The organism is Nesterenkonia pannonica, from assembly GCF_019575955.1.
GTDB lineage: Bacteria > Actinomycetota > Actinomycetes > Actinomycetales > Micrococcaceae > Nesterenkonia > Nesterenkonia pannonica.
This window is the reverse complement of record NZ_CP080575.1, coordinates 328,850-345,721: the sequence shown is the minus strand read 5'-3', so window position 1 is coordinate 345,721 and position 16,872 is coordinate 328,850. Positions and strand designations below refer to the sequence as shown.

At 66.4% G+C, this 16,872-nt stretch carries 24 protein-coding genes and 2 pseudogenes; 12 read left to right on the top strand and 14 right to left on the bottom strand.

The features are described 5' to 3' along the window. Positions 1-11: 11 nt before the first annotated feature. From K0H76_RS02640 to K0H76_RS02630, 3 genes are all read right to left on the bottom strand, one after another. Positions 12-371 (bottom strand): hypothetical protein, encoded by a 360-nt coding sequence (locus K0H76_RS02640; RefSeq protein WP_258934367.1) that lies wholly within the window; start codon positions 369-371, stop codon positions 12-14. Positions 372-705: 334 nt separating this feature from the next. Further along, positions 706-1,086, bottom strand: a complete 381-nt coding sequence (locus K0H76_RS02635) for a serine hydrolase (RefSeq protein ID WP_258934366.1) — start codon at positions 1,084-1,086, stop codon at positions 706-708. 2 nt (positions 1,087-1,088) lie between these two features. Next, a complete protein-coding gene (locus tag K0H76_RS02630) occupies positions 1,089-1,508 on the bottom strand; it encodes a serine hydrolase (RefSeq protein ID WP_258934365.1) in 420 nt (139 codons plus the stop codon). 836 nt (positions 1,509-2,344) lie between these two features. On the opposite strand from K0H76_RS02630, the gene K0H76_RS02625 reads away from it, so the two are divergent. From K0H76_RS02625 to K0H76_RS02610, 4 genes are all read left to right on the top strand, one after another. Then, entirely contained in the window at positions 2,345-2,665 is a 321-nt protein-coding gene (locus K0H76_RS02625; RefSeq protein WP_258934364.1) for a hypothetical protein, read from the top strand. Between the two features lie 14 nt (positions 2,666-2,679). Continuing rightward, complete coding sequence (locus K0H76_RS02620) at positions 2,680-3,522, top strand: class A beta-lactamase-related serine hydrolase (protein WP_258935309.1); 843 nt, start codon at positions 2,680-2,682, stop codon at positions 3,520-3,522. Between the two features lie 803 nt (positions 3,523-4,325). Further along, the gene (locus K0H76_RS02615) at positions 4,326-4,865 is read left to right on the top strand and encodes a hypothetical protein (protein ID WP_258934363.1); all 540 of its coding nucleotides are present in this window, start codon (positions 4,326-4,328) and stop codon (positions 4,863-4,865) included. 182 nt (positions 4,866-5,047) lie between these two features. Beyond that, on the top strand, positions 5,048-5,788 hold the full coding sequence (locus tag K0H76_RS02610; RefSeq protein ID WP_258934362.1) for a MerR family transcriptional regulator: 741 nt from the start codon (positions 5,048-5,050) through the stop codon (positions 5,786-5,788). Positions 5,789-5,805: 17 nt separating this feature from the next. Here the strand turns inward: K0H76_RS02610 and K0H76_RS02605 are convergent, their stop codons facing one another. The 6 genes and pseudogenes from K0H76_RS02605 to K0H76_RS02580 form a co-directional block, all read right to left on the bottom strand. Beyond that, positions 5,806-5,940 carry a hypothetical protein gene (locus K0H76_RS02605; RefSeq protein ID WP_258934361.1) on the bottom strand — a complete coding sequence of 45 codons (135 nt, stop codon included), beginning with the start codon at positions 5,938-5,940 and terminating at the stop codon, positions 5,806-5,808. Positions 5,941-5,977: 37 nt separating this feature from the next. After that, positions 5,978-7,212: pseudogene (locus K0H76_RS02600) on the bottom strand (hypothetical protein). Between the two features lie 121 nt (positions 7,213-7,333). Next, on the bottom strand, positions 7,334-7,519 hold the full coding sequence (locus K0H76_RS02595) for a hypothetical protein (protein WP_258934360.1): 186 nt from the start codon (positions 7,517-7,519) through the stop codon (positions 7,334-7,336). Next, on the bottom strand, positions 7,516-8,220 hold the full coding sequence (locus K0H76_RS02590; RefSeq protein WP_258935308.1) for a hypothetical protein: 705 nt from the start codon (positions 8,218-8,220) through the stop codon (positions 7,516-7,518). The genes K0H76_RS02595 and K0H76_RS02590 overlap by 4 nt, the downstream gene beginning before the upstream one ends. Next, positions 8,145-8,384 carry a hypothetical protein gene (locus tag K0H76_RS02585; protein WP_258935307.1) on the bottom strand — a complete coding sequence of 80 codons (240 nt, stop codon included), beginning with the start codon at positions 8,382-8,384 and terminating at the stop codon, positions 8,145-8,147. Before K0H76_RS02585 ends, K0H76_RS02590 begins: the two co-directional genes overlap by 76 nt. A 187-nt stretch (positions 8,385-8,571) precedes the next feature. Next, positions 8,572-9,249 (bottom strand): annotated as a pseudogene (locus K0H76_RS02580) (ATP-grasp domain-containing protein); the annotation flags it as partial. A gap of 188 nt (positions 9,250-9,437) precedes the next feature. Here K0H76_RS02580 and K0H76_RS02575 point away from each other — a divergent pair. Genes K0H76_RS02575 through K0H76_RS02565 form a run of 3 tightly spaced genes read left to right on the top strand, consistent with a single transcriptional unit; the run spans position 9,438 to position 10,541 of the window. Continuing rightward, complete coding sequence (locus tag K0H76_RS02575; protein ID WP_258934359.1) at positions 9,438-9,794, top strand: alanine racemase; 357 nt, start codon at positions 9,438-9,440, stop codon at positions 9,792-9,794. Continuing rightward, entirely contained in the window at positions 9,791-10,222 is a 432-nt protein-coding gene (locus K0H76_RS02570; protein WP_258934358.1) for an alanine racemase, read from the top strand. Before K0H76_RS02575 ends, K0H76_RS02570 begins: the two co-directional genes overlap by 4 nt. Before the next feature lie 19 nt (positions 10,223-10,241). Further along, entirely contained in the window at positions 10,242-10,541 is a 300-nt protein-coding gene (locus K0H76_RS02565) for a hypothetical protein (RefSeq protein ID WP_258934357.1), read from the top strand. A gap of 235 nt (positions 10,542-10,776) precedes the next feature. Here K0H76_RS02565 and K0H76_RS02560 read toward each other — a convergent pair whose 3' ends face one another. From K0H76_RS02560 to K0H76_RS02545, 4 genes are all read right to left on the bottom strand, one after another. Then, positions 10,777-11,169, bottom strand: a complete 393-nt coding sequence (locus K0H76_RS02560) for a hypothetical protein (RefSeq protein ID WP_258934356.1) — start codon at positions 11,167-11,169, stop codon at positions 10,777-10,779. Positions 11,170-11,308: 139 nt separating this feature from the next. Then, complete coding sequence (locus tag K0H76_RS02555) at positions 11,309-11,671, bottom strand: hypothetical protein (protein WP_258934355.1); 363 nt, start codon at positions 11,669-11,671, stop codon at positions 11,309-11,311. After that, positions 11,632-11,991, bottom strand: a complete 360-nt coding sequence (locus K0H76_RS02550) for an NAD(P)-binding protein (RefSeq protein ID WP_258934354.1) — start codon at positions 11,989-11,991, stop codon at positions 11,632-11,634. Before K0H76_RS02550 ends, K0H76_RS02555 begins: the two co-directional genes overlap by 40 nt. 46 nt (positions 11,992-12,037) lie before the next feature. Beyond that, positions 12,038-12,868: a UbiA family prenyltransferase gene (locus tag K0H76_RS02545; protein WP_258934353.1), complete on the bottom strand. Its 831-nt coding sequence runs from the start codon at positions 12,866-12,868 to the stop codon at positions 12,038-12,040. Positions 12,869-13,263: 395 nt separating this feature from the next. On the opposite strand from K0H76_RS02545, the gene K0H76_RS02540 reads away from it, so the two are divergent. From K0H76_RS02540 to K0H76_RS02530, 3 genes are all read left to right on the top strand, one after another. After that, complete coding sequence (locus K0H76_RS02540) at positions 13,264-13,899, top strand: hypothetical protein (RefSeq protein WP_258934352.1); 636 nt, start codon at positions 13,264-13,266, stop codon at positions 13,897-13,899. Then, positions 13,896-14,123 carry a hypothetical protein gene (locus K0H76_RS02535; protein WP_258934351.1) on the top strand — a complete coding sequence of 76 codons (228 nt, stop codon included), beginning with the start codon at positions 13,896-13,898 and terminating at the stop codon, positions 14,121-14,123. Before K0H76_RS02540 ends, K0H76_RS02535 begins: the two co-directional genes overlap by 4 nt. A 152-nt stretch (positions 14,124-14,275) precedes the next feature. Further along, positions 14,276-14,749: a hypothetical protein gene (locus tag K0H76_RS02530; protein WP_258934350.1), complete on the top strand. Its 474-nt coding sequence runs from the start codon at positions 14,276-14,278 to the stop codon at positions 14,747-14,749. Between the two features lie 87 nt (positions 14,750-14,836). Here the strand turns inward: K0H76_RS02530 and K0H76_RS02525 are convergent, their stop codons facing one another. Beyond that, on the bottom strand, positions 14,837-15,049 hold the full coding sequence (locus tag K0H76_RS02525) for a hypothetical protein (protein WP_258934349.1): 213 nt from the start codon (positions 15,047-15,049) through the stop codon (positions 14,837-14,839). Positions 15,050-15,883: 834 nt separating this feature from the next. On the opposite strand from K0H76_RS02525, the gene K0H76_RS02520 reads away from it, so the two are divergent. Together K0H76_RS02520 and nudC are read left to right on the top strand one after the other, a co-directional pair. Next, positions 15,884-16,156 carry a hypothetical protein gene (locus tag K0H76_RS02520; protein WP_258934348.1) on the top strand — a complete coding sequence of 91 codons (273 nt, stop codon included), beginning with the start codon at positions 15,884-15,886 and terminating at the stop codon, positions 16,154-16,156. 29 nt (positions 16,157-16,185) lie between these two features. Beyond that, positions 16,186-16,854: an NAD(+) diphosphatase gene (gene nudC, locus K0H76_RS02515; RefSeq protein ID WP_258934347.1), complete on the top strand. Its 669-nt coding sequence runs from the start codon at positions 16,186-16,188 to the stop codon at positions 16,852-16,854. Positions 16,855-16,872 lie beyond the last annotated feature (18 nt).

The window sequence follows — 16,872 nt, the reverse complement described above, 5'->3', positions numbered from 1 at the left end:
CCAGGCCAGTGTCACCCCTGACCTTCCTGGGCAGGAACGGTGGCGCTGCACTCCACACTTTCACCAGAAGCGCTCGACTCCGCCTCCACCAGCGTCTCCGAGTCATCAATGATCACGGCACACCTCAGGACGGCGCCGGGGACACCAGACACGGAGACCGACACCTCATCATCGACCCGAGCCAGCGTCTCGAACTGCGCCGAATCTGACGTGTCCGTCACGGTGGCCCCCACCGTCTCCTGCCCGGTCAATCCGGACTCACGCCCGAGGTATTCGACCCGCATGTTCTCGGCACCGGCATCCCCTGACACGGCCTCGACCTCGTAGGTCACCGCGCGTGATTCCTCGAAGAACCCGCAGCCGCTGAGCACCAGACCAAGAGCCAGTCCAACAGCACCGATCGACCTCGCCGATCGTGCCTTGCCGCACGGCTTTCAGACCCGTGTCCGCATGGTTCATTGTTTCGGTCATCTCATTCTCCTCAACGCGTATGCAGGGCCGTGCAACTACTGACTGCATCGAGGCTATGAGAGGGCAGACGCCGAGGAACACCCCTGAGTAGGACTTCTTCTCTCCTCCTGGAGTATGAGATTCGTGCGTCAGCGAAGGTCGGAGACAGCCGCCTCGGCTGCTTCAGCGATGAGCCGGTCATCGTGCTCAGCGTCCGGCTCGTCACGTGAGGACAGGACCGCGATCACGATGGGATCACCTTCGGCCTAACCAGATCGCCGCGATATTGCCCCGGCTCCCGTAGCCCCCGCCTCCAGATTTGTCTCCGATGGTCCACTCCGAGGGAAGATCAGCGCGGATCAGGGTGTCTCCGGTTTCGCTGTCGATCATCCACTGGCGGAGCTGAGACTTCTCCTCGTCATTCAAGGTCGTGCCGAAGAGGTACTCCCGCAGGTTCTCTGAGATCGCACGGGGCGTGGTGGTGTCTCGGTCATCACCGGGAGTCGCTTCGTTGAGATCAGGCTCACGGCGCACCACCTCTGTGACGTCGTCGCCTAGCTCCTCCAGGGCAGCATCGAACTCGGCGGGGCCGCCGAACTCGTCGAAGAGGTAGTTCGCCGCTGGGTTGTCACTCACGGTCACTGCGGCCTCGGCGATCTCCCGAGCGTGAGCGTCTGACCGACATGGTTCTCGGTGACGGGGGCGTGAGGCACCATATCGCTCTCCTGGATCGGGACTTCAGTCTCGAGCCCCTCGAGGCCCACCTGATCAAGGAGCGCACCCGCGGCGATGGCCTTGATCGTGGAGGCGTACGCGAACCGCTCCCCATCGCGCCAGGTCACTTCTTCGCCGGTGCCTGTATCCACCGCGTAGACGCCAAGCCGGGCGTCATAGCGCGACTCAAGCTCCTCGAAGCTCCCCGCGACGGCCGACTCTTCGGGAGACGGAGGCGCTGAGGGTGCAGTGTCCGGCTCAGCGGCAGAGCATGCTGCGGTGAGCAGCACCAGAGGGAGGGTCAAGCCGAGGGCTCTGAGGCCCCGGCGGTGGGTCGAGTGCATGCAATCTCCTTGCGCGGTGCGCTGATCGTCGGGTCTGAATGAGTGGTGTCCCTAGAGTGCAGAACCGCTGTCTATGCAGTCCAAGCACGAGATCGTCATGATGATGCTGAATCGGCATAGCATGAGCGGGTGGACTTCTTGGGCGCTTGTCGCGCGTTCGTCAGCGTCAGTGACATGGGCAGCTTCACGATCGGTGCCTCTGCGGCACAAATCCCCAATCGGTGGCGAGCAGACGAGTCGCCGCACTGGAGCATGAGCTCGGAGCTCGGCTGATTGATCGCTCAGGCCGTCGTGCCACGCTGACGCCGTTCGGGGCCAGACTGCTGCCGCGGACGCGTCGGCTCGTGGAACGTGCTGACGCGTTGCGACGCGACGCGGCTCAGGCCCGCGCGACACCCCTGCGGTGTGCGGTCCCGAGCGCGTGCGCGGTCAGGGACCTCGCAGAGCTCGGCAGGGCGGGCAGAGAAGCAGACGTGGTGCTGCACCTGTCTCAGGCCGAGCCACTGAGCGGGTCGAGCAGCTGCGCACCCACGATGTCGAGACCGCGATCATTGCGGTTGCGGAGGACGAAGCGAACTGGACGGTTCCGCTGGGGTGGCCACGGTGCGGAATGAAGGCACCCACCCCTGCATCTCGATACGCTCAGGGGCCGACGGCACAAGCCTGCAGGGTGGCCCGCCGCCTATGGCTGCAGCCTGAGGATGATGTGCCGACGGTCCGTGACCGCCTTCTCCACCTTCGCGACGCGGCTTAGGCCTGGCTCCGACTCAGGTGCAGATCGCAACGACCCTGACCAATGCGCTCACCGAGACCTACGGCGGGGATGACATGCTGGTGTGCTCCGCGCAGCAGGCGGACGAGTTCGGCTCCACTGGCGGGCCATCGCCCTCTCCGGCTTCAAACGCTCCTACGCCCTGCGAGGCGTATCGGGAAGCGACGCCGCAGAGCTCGCCGCAACGCTGCACACACCCATCGGCTGCGCTCTTGAGCTGATCGCACGAGCTCCCCGATCCAGGACGTATATGCACAGGATGGCTATGAACGATGAACCCGCTCTCGCGGAACTGATCGATGATCTGCGCGACCAACTCGAACAGGCGGGATTGGTCGGCTCCTACCTTGTGAGGACCTCGCCACCGGTGAGGAGATCAGCATAGACGCCGACCGGGTGATGCCGTTGGCGTCGCTGGTGAAAGTGCCGCTCGCACTGGCTGTTCTGGAGAACATTCGGCGTGGAGCACTCGATCCGGCCAGCAGACTTCAGATCCCACCGGGGCGCATCTCGACGGCTGGTCCCACAGGAATCACTCGCTTTCAGCATGTCGCTGACATCGCAGTCGAAGACGCGCTCCTGCTCGCAGTCACGCTCAGCGACAACGCGGCAGCTGATGCCCTGTTCCAGCTGATCCCTCCAGCCGAGGTGAGCGCCCTCCTCGCGCAATGGGATCTCAGCTCCATCATCGTGCGTGACACCCTCACCGCACTGACCCAGACGCCCGCGGAGACGCTGGCACCCCATGACACTGACCTCGCGCACTCCCTGGCAATCGAGAGAAGCACCTCCGGCGGTGGCCACCGGCTGGAGCAGTTCGATCTCAGCCGGACGAATGCCGGCACCGCACGTGGCCTGGTGGATCTGCTCGACGTCGTCTGGACGGCCCTCTCGCCCACAGAGACCCGCCTCTCACGGGGCCGCTCACCAATCGAGCCCTGGGTCGCGGAACGTCTTCGCAACCTGATGAGCGCGAATGTGCACCGGCACCGGCTGGCGCCCGACTTCGCCTCCGATGCGAGCCGGTGGTCGTCGAAGACCGGGACTCAGCTCAACCTGCGCCATGAGATCGGTGCCGTAGAGCACGCCGACGGATCAGTCATCGCTGTTGCGGCGCTGACGGAATCTCGCGTGGCCGCATCTGTCCAACCCGGAGCTGAGGCTGTGATGGCCGGTGTGGCGCGTCAGCTCCATGATCACCTGCGATCCGGCAGCCACGCCTTCAGCCGAACGTCACGCTGACAGCTGCCCGAGCCTCGCGGTGTGACTGATTTCGAGCGGTCCCGCCTCCGGTCGGAGGATGACCTTAGACAGGTAGAGCGGCCGGGAACCCAGGGAAACGGTCTGCGTCACGATCGGAACAGGTGAGGCTAGGCCGGGATCGTTCTCGGCGTCTCCGCTCTCACGGCGCTGCTGTCGCTGATTCCTCTGCCGGACCGATCCTGTTGACCCCGACGCGGCGTCATAGTTTTAGCTCATCCCATGAGATTCCTCCCCGCCGCGTACCTGGCCTCCTACACACTCTCCGCGCTGGGGAACTCCATCGCCGCCATCGTGCTGCCGCTGATCGTCCTGCAGACCACCGGAAGCGCCCTCGCAGCGGGCACCATCGCAGCCGCCACGATCATCCCCGCCGTCCTCGCTAAGCATCTTCATGGGCCTCGTCATCGACCGGATCAACCGACGCACCTCATCAGTCCTCACCGACCTCATCTCCGCCCTCGCCATGGGCGCCCTCCCCGTCATCGACATGATCACCGGGCTCTCTGTCGGCTGGTTCGTCCTGTTCGGAATCATCGGCGCCATCGGAGACGTGCCAGGGATCACCGCACGCGAAGCACTGCTCCCCGCCGTCATCCGCAGCGGCGGGATCTCTGCGGAACGCATCACAGGAACCCGCGAAGCCCTCGGCGCAGTCGCGATCCTCGTCGGCCCCGCAGCCGCCGGATTCATGCTCACCACGTGGGACGGCACCACAGCCCTGTGGGTCACAGCCAGCACCTCACTGGCACGCGGCGCTGCTGACCCTGCTGATTCCCCACCGCGTGGGAGCACTCGACCGAACAACCACGACGAGCGGGGCCCCAGTCCGCCGCGTCTGGGCGCAGCTGCGAGAAGGGTGGGCCGAGATGATCCGCAACAGGTTCGTGCTCGTCACCACGATCCTGACCACCTCGGCAGTCATCGCCATCGGAGGGCTCCAAGGCATCATTCTTCCGCTCTACTTCACCGAGATCGATCGCCCAGGTCTGCTTGGTCTTGTCATGAGTGCCATCGCCGCCGGGTCACTGGTAAGCGGAGGAATCTACGCCGCTGCCGGAGCACGAGGATCTCGTCGTGCATGGTTCGTCACGGGCTCGCTGGGCAGCGTGCTCGGCCTGGCGATCGTGGCCACACTGATGTCGGTGTGGGTGCTCTTCGCCGGGGCGTTCGTCCTCGGCTTCTCCGTCGGGCTCTTCGGAGCCCTCGTGGGGTGCTCTCCATCGAACGCATCCCCGAGGACAAGCGCGGACGGGTCCTGGGCACCCAGAACACCTTCGTCACCGCAGCCTCACCCCTGGGGATCTTCCTGGCCGGGATCATGACGGAGTTCTTGGGGCTTCACACAGCACTCGTGCTGCTCGCATCATTGTGGTCGACCGGGCTGTTGGTGGCACTGGGCGCCAGGTCGATGCGTAACCTGGAGAAGCCCGCCCCCGCCCGACAGGATCAAGAGATGATGCGTGATGCGTAGCAGCGAACTCGCCAGCCTGGCTTAAGCATCACCGTGCGGGCACTGCGGCACTACCACCAGATCGGCCTGCTGGAGGAGCCGGAGCGGTCAAGCAACGGATACCGGGACTACGGCACCCATGCGCTGGTCACAGTCCTCCGCATTCGCCGCCTGGCCGATCTGGGATTCTCACTGCCGCAGATCTCCACCATGCTCGAGGGAACCGAACCGCCGCCCGCTGAGGTGTTCGACGCCCTGGACGCAGAGTTCGCATCGCAGATCGACCGTCTCACTCACCAGCGAGAGCTTCTCGCTCATCTCAGACAGTACGAGGCGCTGCCGGATCTTCCCCCTCAGATCGCGTCATTCCACCATCTCCTGCTCCGCTCTGGCCTGACGGGAAGCGCAGCATCCGTCGATCGCGACCACACTCTGCTGCTGATGCATCTGATGGGCAGCCAGGGCCAGGGCTACCTGACCGCGATCTATGAGCTGCTCAGCCACCCGCACCGGGCCTCGACCGCCGCGGCTGCGATGACAGCGTGGGCGGACCTTGACGACGAGGCGTCGCGTGAAGAGATCATGGCTCTCGCTGAGCAGATCACTGAGCTGTTCCTGCCTGTCGTGGCTGAACTCGCCGCCCAGGACGCGCCCGAGCTCCCTGCCCCGCCGGACGCGTGGTTCAGCCAGCACACGACGGACTACCTCAGCTCCGGCCAGCGGGCCGTCCTGGACACGGTGCGGTCCGCCCTCGAGGGCCGGCATGACGGGACGTCCGCGCCTCCCGACACGTGAGCCGAGAGTCAGGCTCCTCAGCTCTCACTGACGACGAGGAGCAGGTCACCGGCGTCGACCCGCTGCACACCGCTGATCACCGCCCGCGTCACCGTGCCTGCGACGTGGGCGGTGATCCCGGCCTCCATCTTCATCGCCTCGATGGTGGCCACGTTCTGCCCAGCCTCAACCGTGTCCCCTCCTCGACCGTCAGCGTGACCGCCCCGGCGAAGGGGCCGCCACGTGGCCCTGGTCGGAGGAGTCCGCCTTCTCTGCCGCCGCGACCGTGGCCTCCACGGAGTCGTCCCGGGCACCGACCTGGCGGGCCTGACCGTTGAGAGTGCACATGACGGTCCGCATACCCTTGGCATCAGGGTCCGAGATGGTCTGCAGCGTGACGAGCAGCCGTACACCCTTGCCGAGGGAGATGACGTGCTCGTAGCCGGTGCGCATCCCGTAGAGGAAGTCACGCGTATGCAGCACTTGGACATCGCCGTACTTCTCCCGGGCGTCCTCGAAGTCCTTGGTCGGTCCCGGGAACAGCAGCCGGTTCAGGGTGCGGCGCCGCTCCGCGGCGTCCTCTGAGGCCAACGCCTTCGAGTCCTCTTCGCTGAGCTTCTGATCCAGAGGCTTGACCGTGCGGCCCTCCAGCGCCTTGGTGCGGAACGGCTCGGGCCAGCCCCGGGCGGATCCCCGAGCTGCCCGGCGAGGAACTGGATCACTGAATCGGGCAGGTCGAAGCTCTGCGGGTCGGCTTCGAACTCTTCGGGATCCGCGTCCATCCCGACCAGCTGCAGCGCCAAGTCGCCGACCACCTTCGACGACGGGGTGACCTTCACCAACCGCCCCAGCATGGTGTCAGCCGCGTGGTACATGTCCTCGATGCTTTCGAACCGCTCCCCAGGCCCAAGGCGATGGCCTGCTGGCGCAGGTTGGACAGCTGCCCTCCCGGGATCTCGTGCCGGTAGACCCGGCCGGTGGGGCTGGGAGCCCCGACTCGAACGGCGTGTAGATCGAACGCACGGCCTCCCAGTAGGGCTCCATCGAGGCGGCCGCTTCCAGGCCGAGCCCCGTGTCGCGCTCGGTGTGCTCCAGAGCGGCGACCAGCGCGGAGGCAGGCGGCTGGGACGTGGTCGCGGCCATGGAGGCCACCGCCACGTCCACGGCGTCGACTCCGGCCTCTGCGGCAGCCAGCAGCGTAGCCAGCTGCCCGCCGCGGTGTCATGGGTGTGCAGGTGCACGGGCACCTCGAAGCGCTCCCGCAGCGCGGTGACCAGGGTCTTCGCGGCGGCAGGCCGCAGGAGGCCTACCATATCCTTGATCGCGAGGATGTGAGCGCTTGCGTCGACCAGCTGCTCGGCCAGGCCGAGGTAGTAGTCCAGGGTGTAGAGGTCCTCGTCCGGATCGGAGAGGTTGCCGGTGTAGCAGAGGGCGGCCTCGGCCACCGCGGTGCCGGTCCTGCGGACCGCCTCGATGGCCGGGATGATCTGGTCCGCATCATTGAGCGCGTCGAAGATCCGGAAGATGTCCACCCCGTGGCGGCCGCCTCAGCGACGAAGGCGTCGGTCACCTCAAGGGGTAGGGCGTGTATCCCACGGTGTTGCGCCCGCGCAGCAGCATCTGGATCGGGATGTTCGGCAGCTCCGCGCGCAGCAGACGCAGCCGATCCCAGGGATCCTCAGAGAGGAACCGCAGCGCGACGTCGTAGGTGGCGCCGCCCCAGGCCTCCGCCGAGAGCAGCCCCGGGGTCACGTGCGCGACGGCGGGGCGGCCGCCAGCAGGTCACGGGTGCGCACCCGGGTGGCGAGCAGCGACTGGTGGGCATCGCGGAAGGTGGTGTCGGTGACGGCGAGGGCGGTCTGCTCACGCAGCCTCTTGGCGAAGCCCTCCGGACCCTCGGCGAGGAGCACCTGGCGCCACCCATCCGGCTTGGGGTGATCTGAGGGGCCGTCGAACGGGCTCCGGTCCGGTTCGTCGGTCTTGTCCCCGGGGAAGCGCGGAAGCTTGTCCCGCGGATCGATGCCTTCGACCCGCGGGCCGTGGGGCTGGTTGACCGTGATGTCCGCCAGGTACTGCAGGGCTTTGGAGCCGCGGTCCTGGGAGCGGTTGATCGTGGCCAGCTCGGGGTGGGCGTCGATGAAGTCAGTGGCCACGTCCCCGGCGATGAACTCCTCTGAGTCCAGCACGTTGAGCAGGAACGGGATGTTGGTGGCGACGCCGCGGATGCGGAACTCCGAGAGAGCGCGGCGGGCCCGGGCGATGGCGGTCTGGTGGTCGCGCCCGCGGGCAGTGAGCTTCACCAGCATCGAGTCGAAGTGCGGGCTGATCTCTGCGCCGGTGTAGATCGTGCCGCCGTCGAGCCGAATGCCGGAGCCGCTTACGGAACGGTAGACGGTGACCGTGCCGATGTCGGGGCGGAAGTCATTGGCGGGTCTTCGGTGGTGATCCGGCACTGCATGGCGGACCCGCGGACGCGCAGATCCTCCTGGCGGATGTCGAGGTCCTCGAGGGTCTCCCCTGCGGCGATGCGCATCTGGGCGGCGACCAGGTCGATGTCGGTGATCTCCTCGGTGACCGTGTGCTCGACCTGGATGCGCGGGTTCATCTCGATGAACACGTGCTGCCCGGCGCGCTCCCCGGCGGTGTCCACGAGGAACTCCACAGTGCTTAAGCATTGCGGTAGTCCATGGCCTTGGCGAAGGCGACGGCGTCCCGGTGCAGCGCCTGCCGGATGCCCTCATCCAGCTGGGGGCGGGAGCGATCTCCACGACCTTCTGGTAGCGGCGCTGCAGCGAGCAGTCGCGCTCGAAGAGGTGGACCACATTGCCCTCTGCGTCGGCGAGAATCTGGACCTCGATGTGGCGGGGGCGGATGACGGCCTGCTCGAGGAAGACGGTGGCGTTGCCGAACGCGGTCTCGGCCTCATGCATGGCCGAGCGCAGCGCTTCCGCGAGGTCTTCGCGGGTGTCCACCCGGCGCATGCCGCGACCGCCGCCGCTTACGACAGCTTTGACGAAGATGGGGAAGCCGATCTCCTCGGCGGCGCAGGTCAGCTCTTCGGTGTCGGTGGAGGGTTCGGAGCTCTGCAGGACCGGCACTCCGGCTTCCTTGGCGGCCCGGAGAGCTTTGACCTTGTCGCCGGTCGACTCCAGGACGTCGGCGGGCGGGCCGATGAATGTGATGCCGGCGGCTTCGCAGGCGCGGGCCAGGTCGGGGTTCTCGGAGAGGAAGCCGTAGCCGGGGTAGATGGCGTCCACCTCGGCGTCCTTGGCGACGCGGATGATCTCCTCGATGTTCAGGTAGGCGCGAACCGCGTGGCCCTCTTCGCCGATCCGGTAGGCCTCGTCAGACTTCTGGCGGTGGAAGGAGTTCCGGTCCTCGTGCGGATACACGGCGACGGTGCGAGCCCCGAGTTCGACGCCGGCGCGCAGGGCCCGGATGGCGATCTCTCCGCGATTGGCGACAAGGATCTTCGAGAACATGACTGCGGTCTCCCTTACATGGTGGCGCCGCCACGTCATTGTGGCGACGTTGGGGTGATAGTACCGGGCGGGAGTGGTCAACGATGCCGGGGCCGTCGGCTGATCCTCTGAGGACGTGGAATCTCGCCGTTAGACTCCGACCAGGCAGCCGCTGACAGGCTGCGGCCGACGCAGAGGGAAGGAACCGCATGCACCTGATCCCTGAAAGCATCGACACACCAGAAATCCTGATCGACAGGGACGTGCTGGTGCGCAATATCGACCGTATGGCCGCCACGGTCCGCACCAAAGGGCTGGATCTTCGGCCTCACGCCAAGACGCACAAGGTGCCGGAGATAGCAGCCCTGCAGCGTTCAGCCGGGGCTGTCGGCCTCACCGTCGCAACCGTTGGAGAAGCCGAAGTCTTCGCGGAGCACGGCGCAGACGACGTGTTCATCGCGTATCCCTTGTGGGTCGGACCTCAGAAGGCCGAACGACTGCGACGTCTGCTGCACGCCGACATCCGCCTTGCTGTCGGAGTGGACTCCCAGAGGCAGCGGAGATGATGGCGCAGTCCATGGGAGCCGACGCTTACCAGATGGACGTCCTTTTGGAGATCGACAGCGGCCACCATCGAAGCGGGATCGCGCCGGAAGCCGCCGTTGCCGTTGCCGAATCAGCCGCGGCCGCCGGGCTGCACGTGGCGGGCATCTTCACGTTCCCCGGCCACAGCTACGCGCCCGGTATGCCGATCAAGGCTGCAGAGCAGGAGGAGGCCGCTCTCGCCGCAGCCTCGAACCTGCTCACCAACGCGGGGTTCCATGTGGAGCGTCTCAGCGGAGGGTCCACGCCCACGGCCACCCTGACGGGCCCCTCCTCGTCACAGAGGTCAGACCCGGTGTTTATGTGTTCGGTGACGCCCAGCAGCTTGAGTTGGAACGGTGCACGCCGGAGGACATTGCGCTCACCGTCGCGGCCACAGTTGTCAGCCTAAGCATGAGGGCACGCACGGCATGCCGCGACGAGCGGTCCTCGATGCGGGCAGCAAGATTCTGGGCAGCGACCGACCAGCGTGGGCAACGGGCTTCGGCAGGGTGATGGACCACCTCGACGCCCGCATCACTGCGCTCTCGGAGCATCATGCCACCGTCGTATGGCCACCCGACGTGACCCTGCCCGCATTGGGTGAGCGCCTGCGGGTCATTCCCAACCACGTGTGTCTTGCGATGAACCTCGTCGATGAAGTCACCGTGACAGCCGGTGGCGCCATCATCGACCGGTGGCGCGTTGCCGCCCGCGGGCGGAACAAATAGCCCAAAAGCACCTGCCGCTGCGCATAAAATCGCCGTCTCACATGCCCCGCGTCAGGGCGCGGCCTCAGCGGCCGGTGCGCTCAGCCGGACCCAGTGCGCGGAGCAGCCCGTGCGTTGTGATCATGGCCCCGCCCATCACGGTTAAGCAGGCCGCCTCCAGGGTGGACTGAGGCGCCGACGCGCCACAGCCACGGCCTCGTCAGGCTGCGATGCGAGGGACGATGCATGGGCCCGCTCATCCACAGAGGCCGAATCGGCCCATAGAGGGCGCCCCGGAGGACCCGGCGCGGCTGAAGTGCTCCGGGTCCAAGATGGTCGTCTCTGCGGCAAACGCGTCGAACCCTTCGGGCAGTCCCACCGTGCTCCACACGCGCCGGAGCTCCCGGTCGACGAATTCGCTGTCCAGGTCGTAGCGCCGTCCGTTCGAGGGCGAGGTCAGCAGCACCGCGAGCGTATCCGCAGTATTCGGACCGGGATCCGACTGCGGATAGTAGTTCAGGAACGCCATGGTCTGGTCGGGCTCACGCTGAGCCTCCAAGCTTGCGTAGAGCTCCGACGGGTCGTCGGGCAGCACCACACTGTGCCGCGGCATGCCCTCCGGCAGGGGCCGCTTGAGCGAGGAGTACACCGCAATCGCTGAGCAGGACAGCTTCCGCGGCGGACGCGGTGCGCGATCGTTCAGCAGCCCCCGAGGCGGTGAGCATCCAGGCCGCTGACCACGGCATCCGCCCGGTGCACCTGCTGCGCGGTCTCCACCTCGCCGCGCTTCACGCGCAGGACCGGCTCGTCGAGCCGGATATCCACCCCGCGGCACGCGCCAGCCGCTCCAGGGCTCGTATGAGTTCATATATGCCGCCCTGCGGCACCCACACTCCCTCTTCGGCCATCACCGCTTGGCATGCTGGCGTAGAGGGCTGGCGTGCGGGATGGGCCCACCCCGCATTGAGCGTGTGGATGGCGATCACCTCGCGGAGGCCCTCGGGCATCCAGGTGAGACTGTCGAGGTAGCTGCGGGTGGTCAGCCGACGCCCGTACAGGCTCCCTAGGCGGGCCAGTGAAGGACGCGCGGCGGGATCCATGACCGCAGTGGTCAGCAGTTGGGTGACGTCGGGGCCGATCGGCCCGTGCATCTCCACGAACCGCTCCCACGCGGGGTGCCAGGGTGCCCCGGCGGGACCGGAAGGGAACAGGCCTGCCCGCGGAAGTAGTACTGACCCACCTCCGTCAGCTGTTCAAGATGCAGCCCCGCGGTCTCCTCAGTAGGCGCGGCCGTGTTCCCGCTGGAGCTGTCCAGGCGGCGCAGCAGCTCCTGCCACACGGCCGGAAAGGTGAACAGGGATGGTCCGGTGTCGACGCGCTGGCCGCCCACCTCGATCCGGTGGCTTTTGCCGCCCAGGGTGGGAGCTGCTTCCAGCAGGGTGACCGAATGCCCCGCCCAGGCGGAGAGCAACGCTGCCGTGAGGCCGCCCACTCCCCGCCGATCACTGCGATGCGGCTCATGGGTACCACCCCAGAAGGAGCGCGGCAGCCAGCTGAACGCCCGCCACTGCCCCTGCCACGTAGGGAAAGGCAATGGAGTATCGGTAGAGGCCGTGGGCGGTGTCGACGGAGGGAGATCGGAACAGCCTGTAGAGCAGCCACCCGCTGATGAGCGCGTTCACCACCGCCACCGGAAGGTTGACCAGCGCAAAGCCGACGGTGGACACCGCCCACCAGATGCCGCTCCAGAGCACCACTCCGCGCACGCCCAGCCGAACGGCCGTGGTGACAATGCCGGCGGCCTCGTCCTCATCGATGTCCTGGACTGCGTCGAAAGTGTGCTTGGCCGCGCTCCATGCCATCAGTGCCAGAGCAGCCGCCCAGACCGGGCTGGTTCCCAGCGCCATGGGCACGAACACCATCGGAAAGGCATAGGCGGCGTTGCTGAGGGAGTCCAGGTAGGCACGGGCCTTGAACCGCAGGGGCGGTGCGGAGTAGAAGATGAAGATGAGCAGGTAGAGCCCCATCCACAGCAGCGCATCAGCGGGAAGCGTCCACAGGAAGTACGCCAGGAACGGGATGTTGGTGACCAGGACGCCCACCCAGATCGGCCGCACCTCGCCCGACACGATGCGGGCCCCTTCGAGGGTGCCCTTGCGCGGGTTCAGCGCGTCCGTGTCTTGGTCGAAGATGTCGTTGACGCCGTAGATGAGAAGGTTGAACGGCAGCGTCAGCCAGAGGAGCAGCGCCAGGGCACCCCAGTCCCACAGGTGACCGGCCAGCCACATGGCCAGGACCACGGGACCGATGGTGTTGACCCACAGAACGGGCCGCGAAATGTGCACCATGCGCTGCAGGACGGGCTGTGCGCCCGCATGAGATTCGACGGTGGAGTCCCTTCCGCCTCGTGAAACGGCTGCTTCTGACTGTCGCATGTGCCTGGTCTCGCCAGCTTCCTGGCCCGGTGGCGTCGGGTCGCTGACGGCGGCGGGGCCCATGCTGGCCATGCTACGTCAGGTGGACCTCCCGCAGCAGGCGCCGCGTCACAATAGGAGCTCGCCGCACGACAATGCCTTAAGCGCAAAACCCAATCCCGGGCGATCGTCCCGAGACGGCCTTCGCGATTCTGCAGACAATTCCCGAAACTGTGTGTTTGCCGAATTTTTCCTCTTCAAAACCTGTATTGTCTGCTTGTCGGAATGACCGGCCGCGGCGGAGAGGTGCAGACACAGTGCAAGGATTCATGACGGGCCGCTGGTCTCGTGGCTGGACAGCGGCGTCTGCCGCGGCCGTGGCCCTGAGCACGCTGACAGCCTCGGCGACGTTCTCGGCCGCAGCTCCGGTGCCGACCTCATCCGCCGACGAAGACCCGCAGCCTTGGGCGCACGCGCACAGCCAGTGGGTCGCGGTCGAAAGCGGCTCTGCGGAGTACTCCGAGGAACTCGACGCAGGGACGTCGCGCGAGAGCCCGGGTGATGACTCCCGCACCGTGGTCCCCGGCGATTCACAGTGGGCATCGGCCACGATTGACGACGGTCATCCGATCCTAGGACCAGAGGGCTATGTCCGGGTGGGGCCTGGCGAGGAGCGCGCACTGACCGAAGAGAACGGGTACGCACTGGCCACCGCCATGGGCATCGCACCGTCCGAGTCCGACCCTGGGGCTCCCGCGGTAGAAGTGGATGTCACCTCACGACTGATGATGTCCCCGGGCAATCGCATCGGCGAGCACCTTCCTCCCCGGGCGACGATGACCCCATCGAGCTGCTCTCGATCGAGGATCCCGACGCCCAGGCTTACACCGAACCTTTCGATGAGCCCCACGGGTGGGATGCTCCGTGGTGGCTCGTTCAGACGGACACTCATGAGCAGGTGGTGAGCGAGCTTCGGCTGGGCATCGAGGCGGTCAGCTCCTCCGCTGTTCTGGACGAGGACGGTCCTCAGCTGGAGAGCTCGCTGGAGAACGTCCAGGTCGAACTTAAGAGCCCGCTCCTTTCCTCCGTCATGATGGCTTCCCTTCAGGTGGCGGAGGCCAACGTAGAGCCCCGGATGAGCCTCCGATCATCCAATGGGCTCCTTGGGGAACCGACGGGTTCGACATAGAACAGCCTGACCAGGATCCGCCAGATTTCGAGTCCACGTTCGCCACTGATGACGCCAGCATTGACTTCAGCTCAGGCCAGGCGCAGATCAACGTTCCCCAGCCTCCCGCAGACATTGGGTCAGACCAGGTCCCCGGTGAACATATCCTGGGCATGCCGTCCGGCAGCGCCGTCGCAGACATCCTGACGGAGTCTGTGGACCAGTTCGCCCGCGAGCAGCTGACAAGCTTCGCAGCTGACCGCCGCACCGAGCACACCATTACCCAGAACGGATCGCTCGTCGCCCGCATCACCACAGATCCCGGCGCACAGGGAGCTGAGAGGTGTGCCACCCACATCGAGGTGACAGACAGGCCGAGCTGGGAGGCCCTCATCGACTTGCAGAACGAGCCCTCCAGCTGGTCCGAACTCAGGTCGGAAGAAGAGATCCGGGAGGCCTACAGTGCACGCTGTGAAGCGGAGAGCGCTGTGCTGATGGATCTGATCGCCTACCTCGAGACGGATTTCTCCGTCGCGGAGCACATCGCTGAGCCGATCACAGATGTCATGGCTCAGACCGTCGCGGTCAGCGCCTCCCACACGACCCAGGGGCCAGCACTGACGATTTCTCGACAGCTCGCGCCCTGACGGTCGAGTTCCCGAACTTCAGGATCCGGACCCCGCGCCGAGGTCGCTCAATACAGAGCCGTCTTCCGACGAGATGGCCGCGGCGGTTCACATCGCCACTGCATCAGTTCGGGGCAGCGGCGTGATCGAACCAGCCGAACCGGAGGAGGAGCCCACCCCGTCGGACACGGCCACTCCGTCGCCCACTGAGACACCGGCTCCCAGCGCCGCACCGACCCCGACCGCATCGCCGGAGCCACCCGAGACGCCGGAGCCGACTGAGACGAGCGCGACTGAGCCCACTGACGTTCCTGAACCCACAGAACCCAGTGAGACTGAATCGGTCGAGCCCACGGTGTCACCTGAGCCCACCGAACCGGGTGCGGTCGAGCCCACTGAGCTGCCGGAATCCACCGAATCCGCTGAGCCGACTGAGCCGTCTGCACCAGCAACAGAAGAACCTGCAGACTCCGCGACGAGCCCGGCTCCTGCGGGATCACCCACCCCCGAGGTCTCCCAAACCCCAGACCCCTCACCGACGACTGCGCCCACAGCGTCGTCTCCCTTGCCACCCAGCACTGACAGTGGGGACGCGCCCAGCACCGCGACGCCTGACGCTTCCCTCAGCACCTGCCGCCTCCGAGGGGCCCGCCGCGTCTCCGACATCCGCAGAGGAGCCGACGACAACGACACCGTCGGCGGAACCTGCCGCGACGCCGAGCATCAGCCCAGAGGAATCACGGGACGAAACCCAGGCCGAGGACTCGGCCGGAGGCGCCACACGCTCCCGAACAAAATAGACCCCAGCTCCGAGCCCGACGTCACAGAGTCCTCTGCGACGATGGGACCCCTTCTCAGGAGCACGAGTCTGAGGCTTCGCCGCTGCAGCAGCGGAATATCCTGACCCGGCAGACGGCAGCACAGCCGCCGAGCACCAGGGCGCGGCTGCCCACCCCACGACGGGGGCGATCCAGTCACGCGAGGTGTGCCTGCAGCCATCGCCCAGACGGGCGCATCTGAGCTCTGCCGCTCATCGTCGCGGCAGGAATGGTCGTCTTCGCGGGCGTAGCTCTGACGGTGGCGGCTTCTCGGCACAGACGATCTGTGAGAAGCACCGACTAGGCAACCTCAAGGTGCGGCGGCTAGCGTCATCCGGTGCTCACCACTGAGGGATCTTTTCAGACTGGACAGGTCACCCGTGTCGAAAGGCATGGCGATCGTCGGAAGGCGGAGAACTGGCTGGATGAGGTGTGGAACCAGCCCCACACACGCGTTCTGCTGCTCCGAGAGGGCAAGGTCCCGACCCTGTCCGCTCCTGGCCCGGACGGGACGTCAGCCGGCGCACTGCGAGTGCTGTTCGCCGCTCCCGCAGGAGCTCTCCCGGAGGGGAGCATCTATTTGGGGGAGCTGACCAACGACGGTGCTTAAGCGCGGATGCGGGGCGCGCCAACCATGTGGTGGCCGTTCCCCATGAGGAGTTCTCCGCGGACATTCAGGCGCATCAAGGCCGCTGGGATGATCTTCTCAGCGCTGGCCACCTTCTGCCCGCGTGGGAGGCGGAGTGTGTGGCGCAGGCAATGGCCCTGTTTGCCTGGCATCGGTCGGCCGTCCTGTGCCCATCCTGCGGTGGTCATACCGTGCCGGGCGCGTCGGGATGGTCTCGTCAGTGCGTCCACTGCGCCTCGTCGCACTTTCCGCGCACAGACCCCGCCGCCATCACGGCCGTCATCGACGATCAGGATCGGCTGCTATTGGGGTCAGCCATGAAGGGCGAGGCGCGTCGCTATTCAACCTTCGCGGGCTTCGTCGAGGCGGGCGAATCGGTGGAGAACGCCGTCGTGCGGGAGGTTCACGAAGAAGCCGGCATCACTGTGGAACGCGTGGAGTACTTTGGGTCCCAGTCGTGGCCGTATCCGCGATCGCTCATGCTGGGATTCTTCGCCTACACCCGGGAGACCGGCGCGGCAGCTGATCGGGACGAAATCCGCGATGTCCAGTGGTTCAGCCGTGAGGAGCTGCGAGACGCGCTCGTCGCCTACCGCATCACGCTGCCGTGGGCATCTGCCATGTCGCATGCGCTGATCACCCACTGGTACGGGGCTGAGCTGCCAGAGGCTCCCTCATAGGGTTTCATCCGGAAGGGT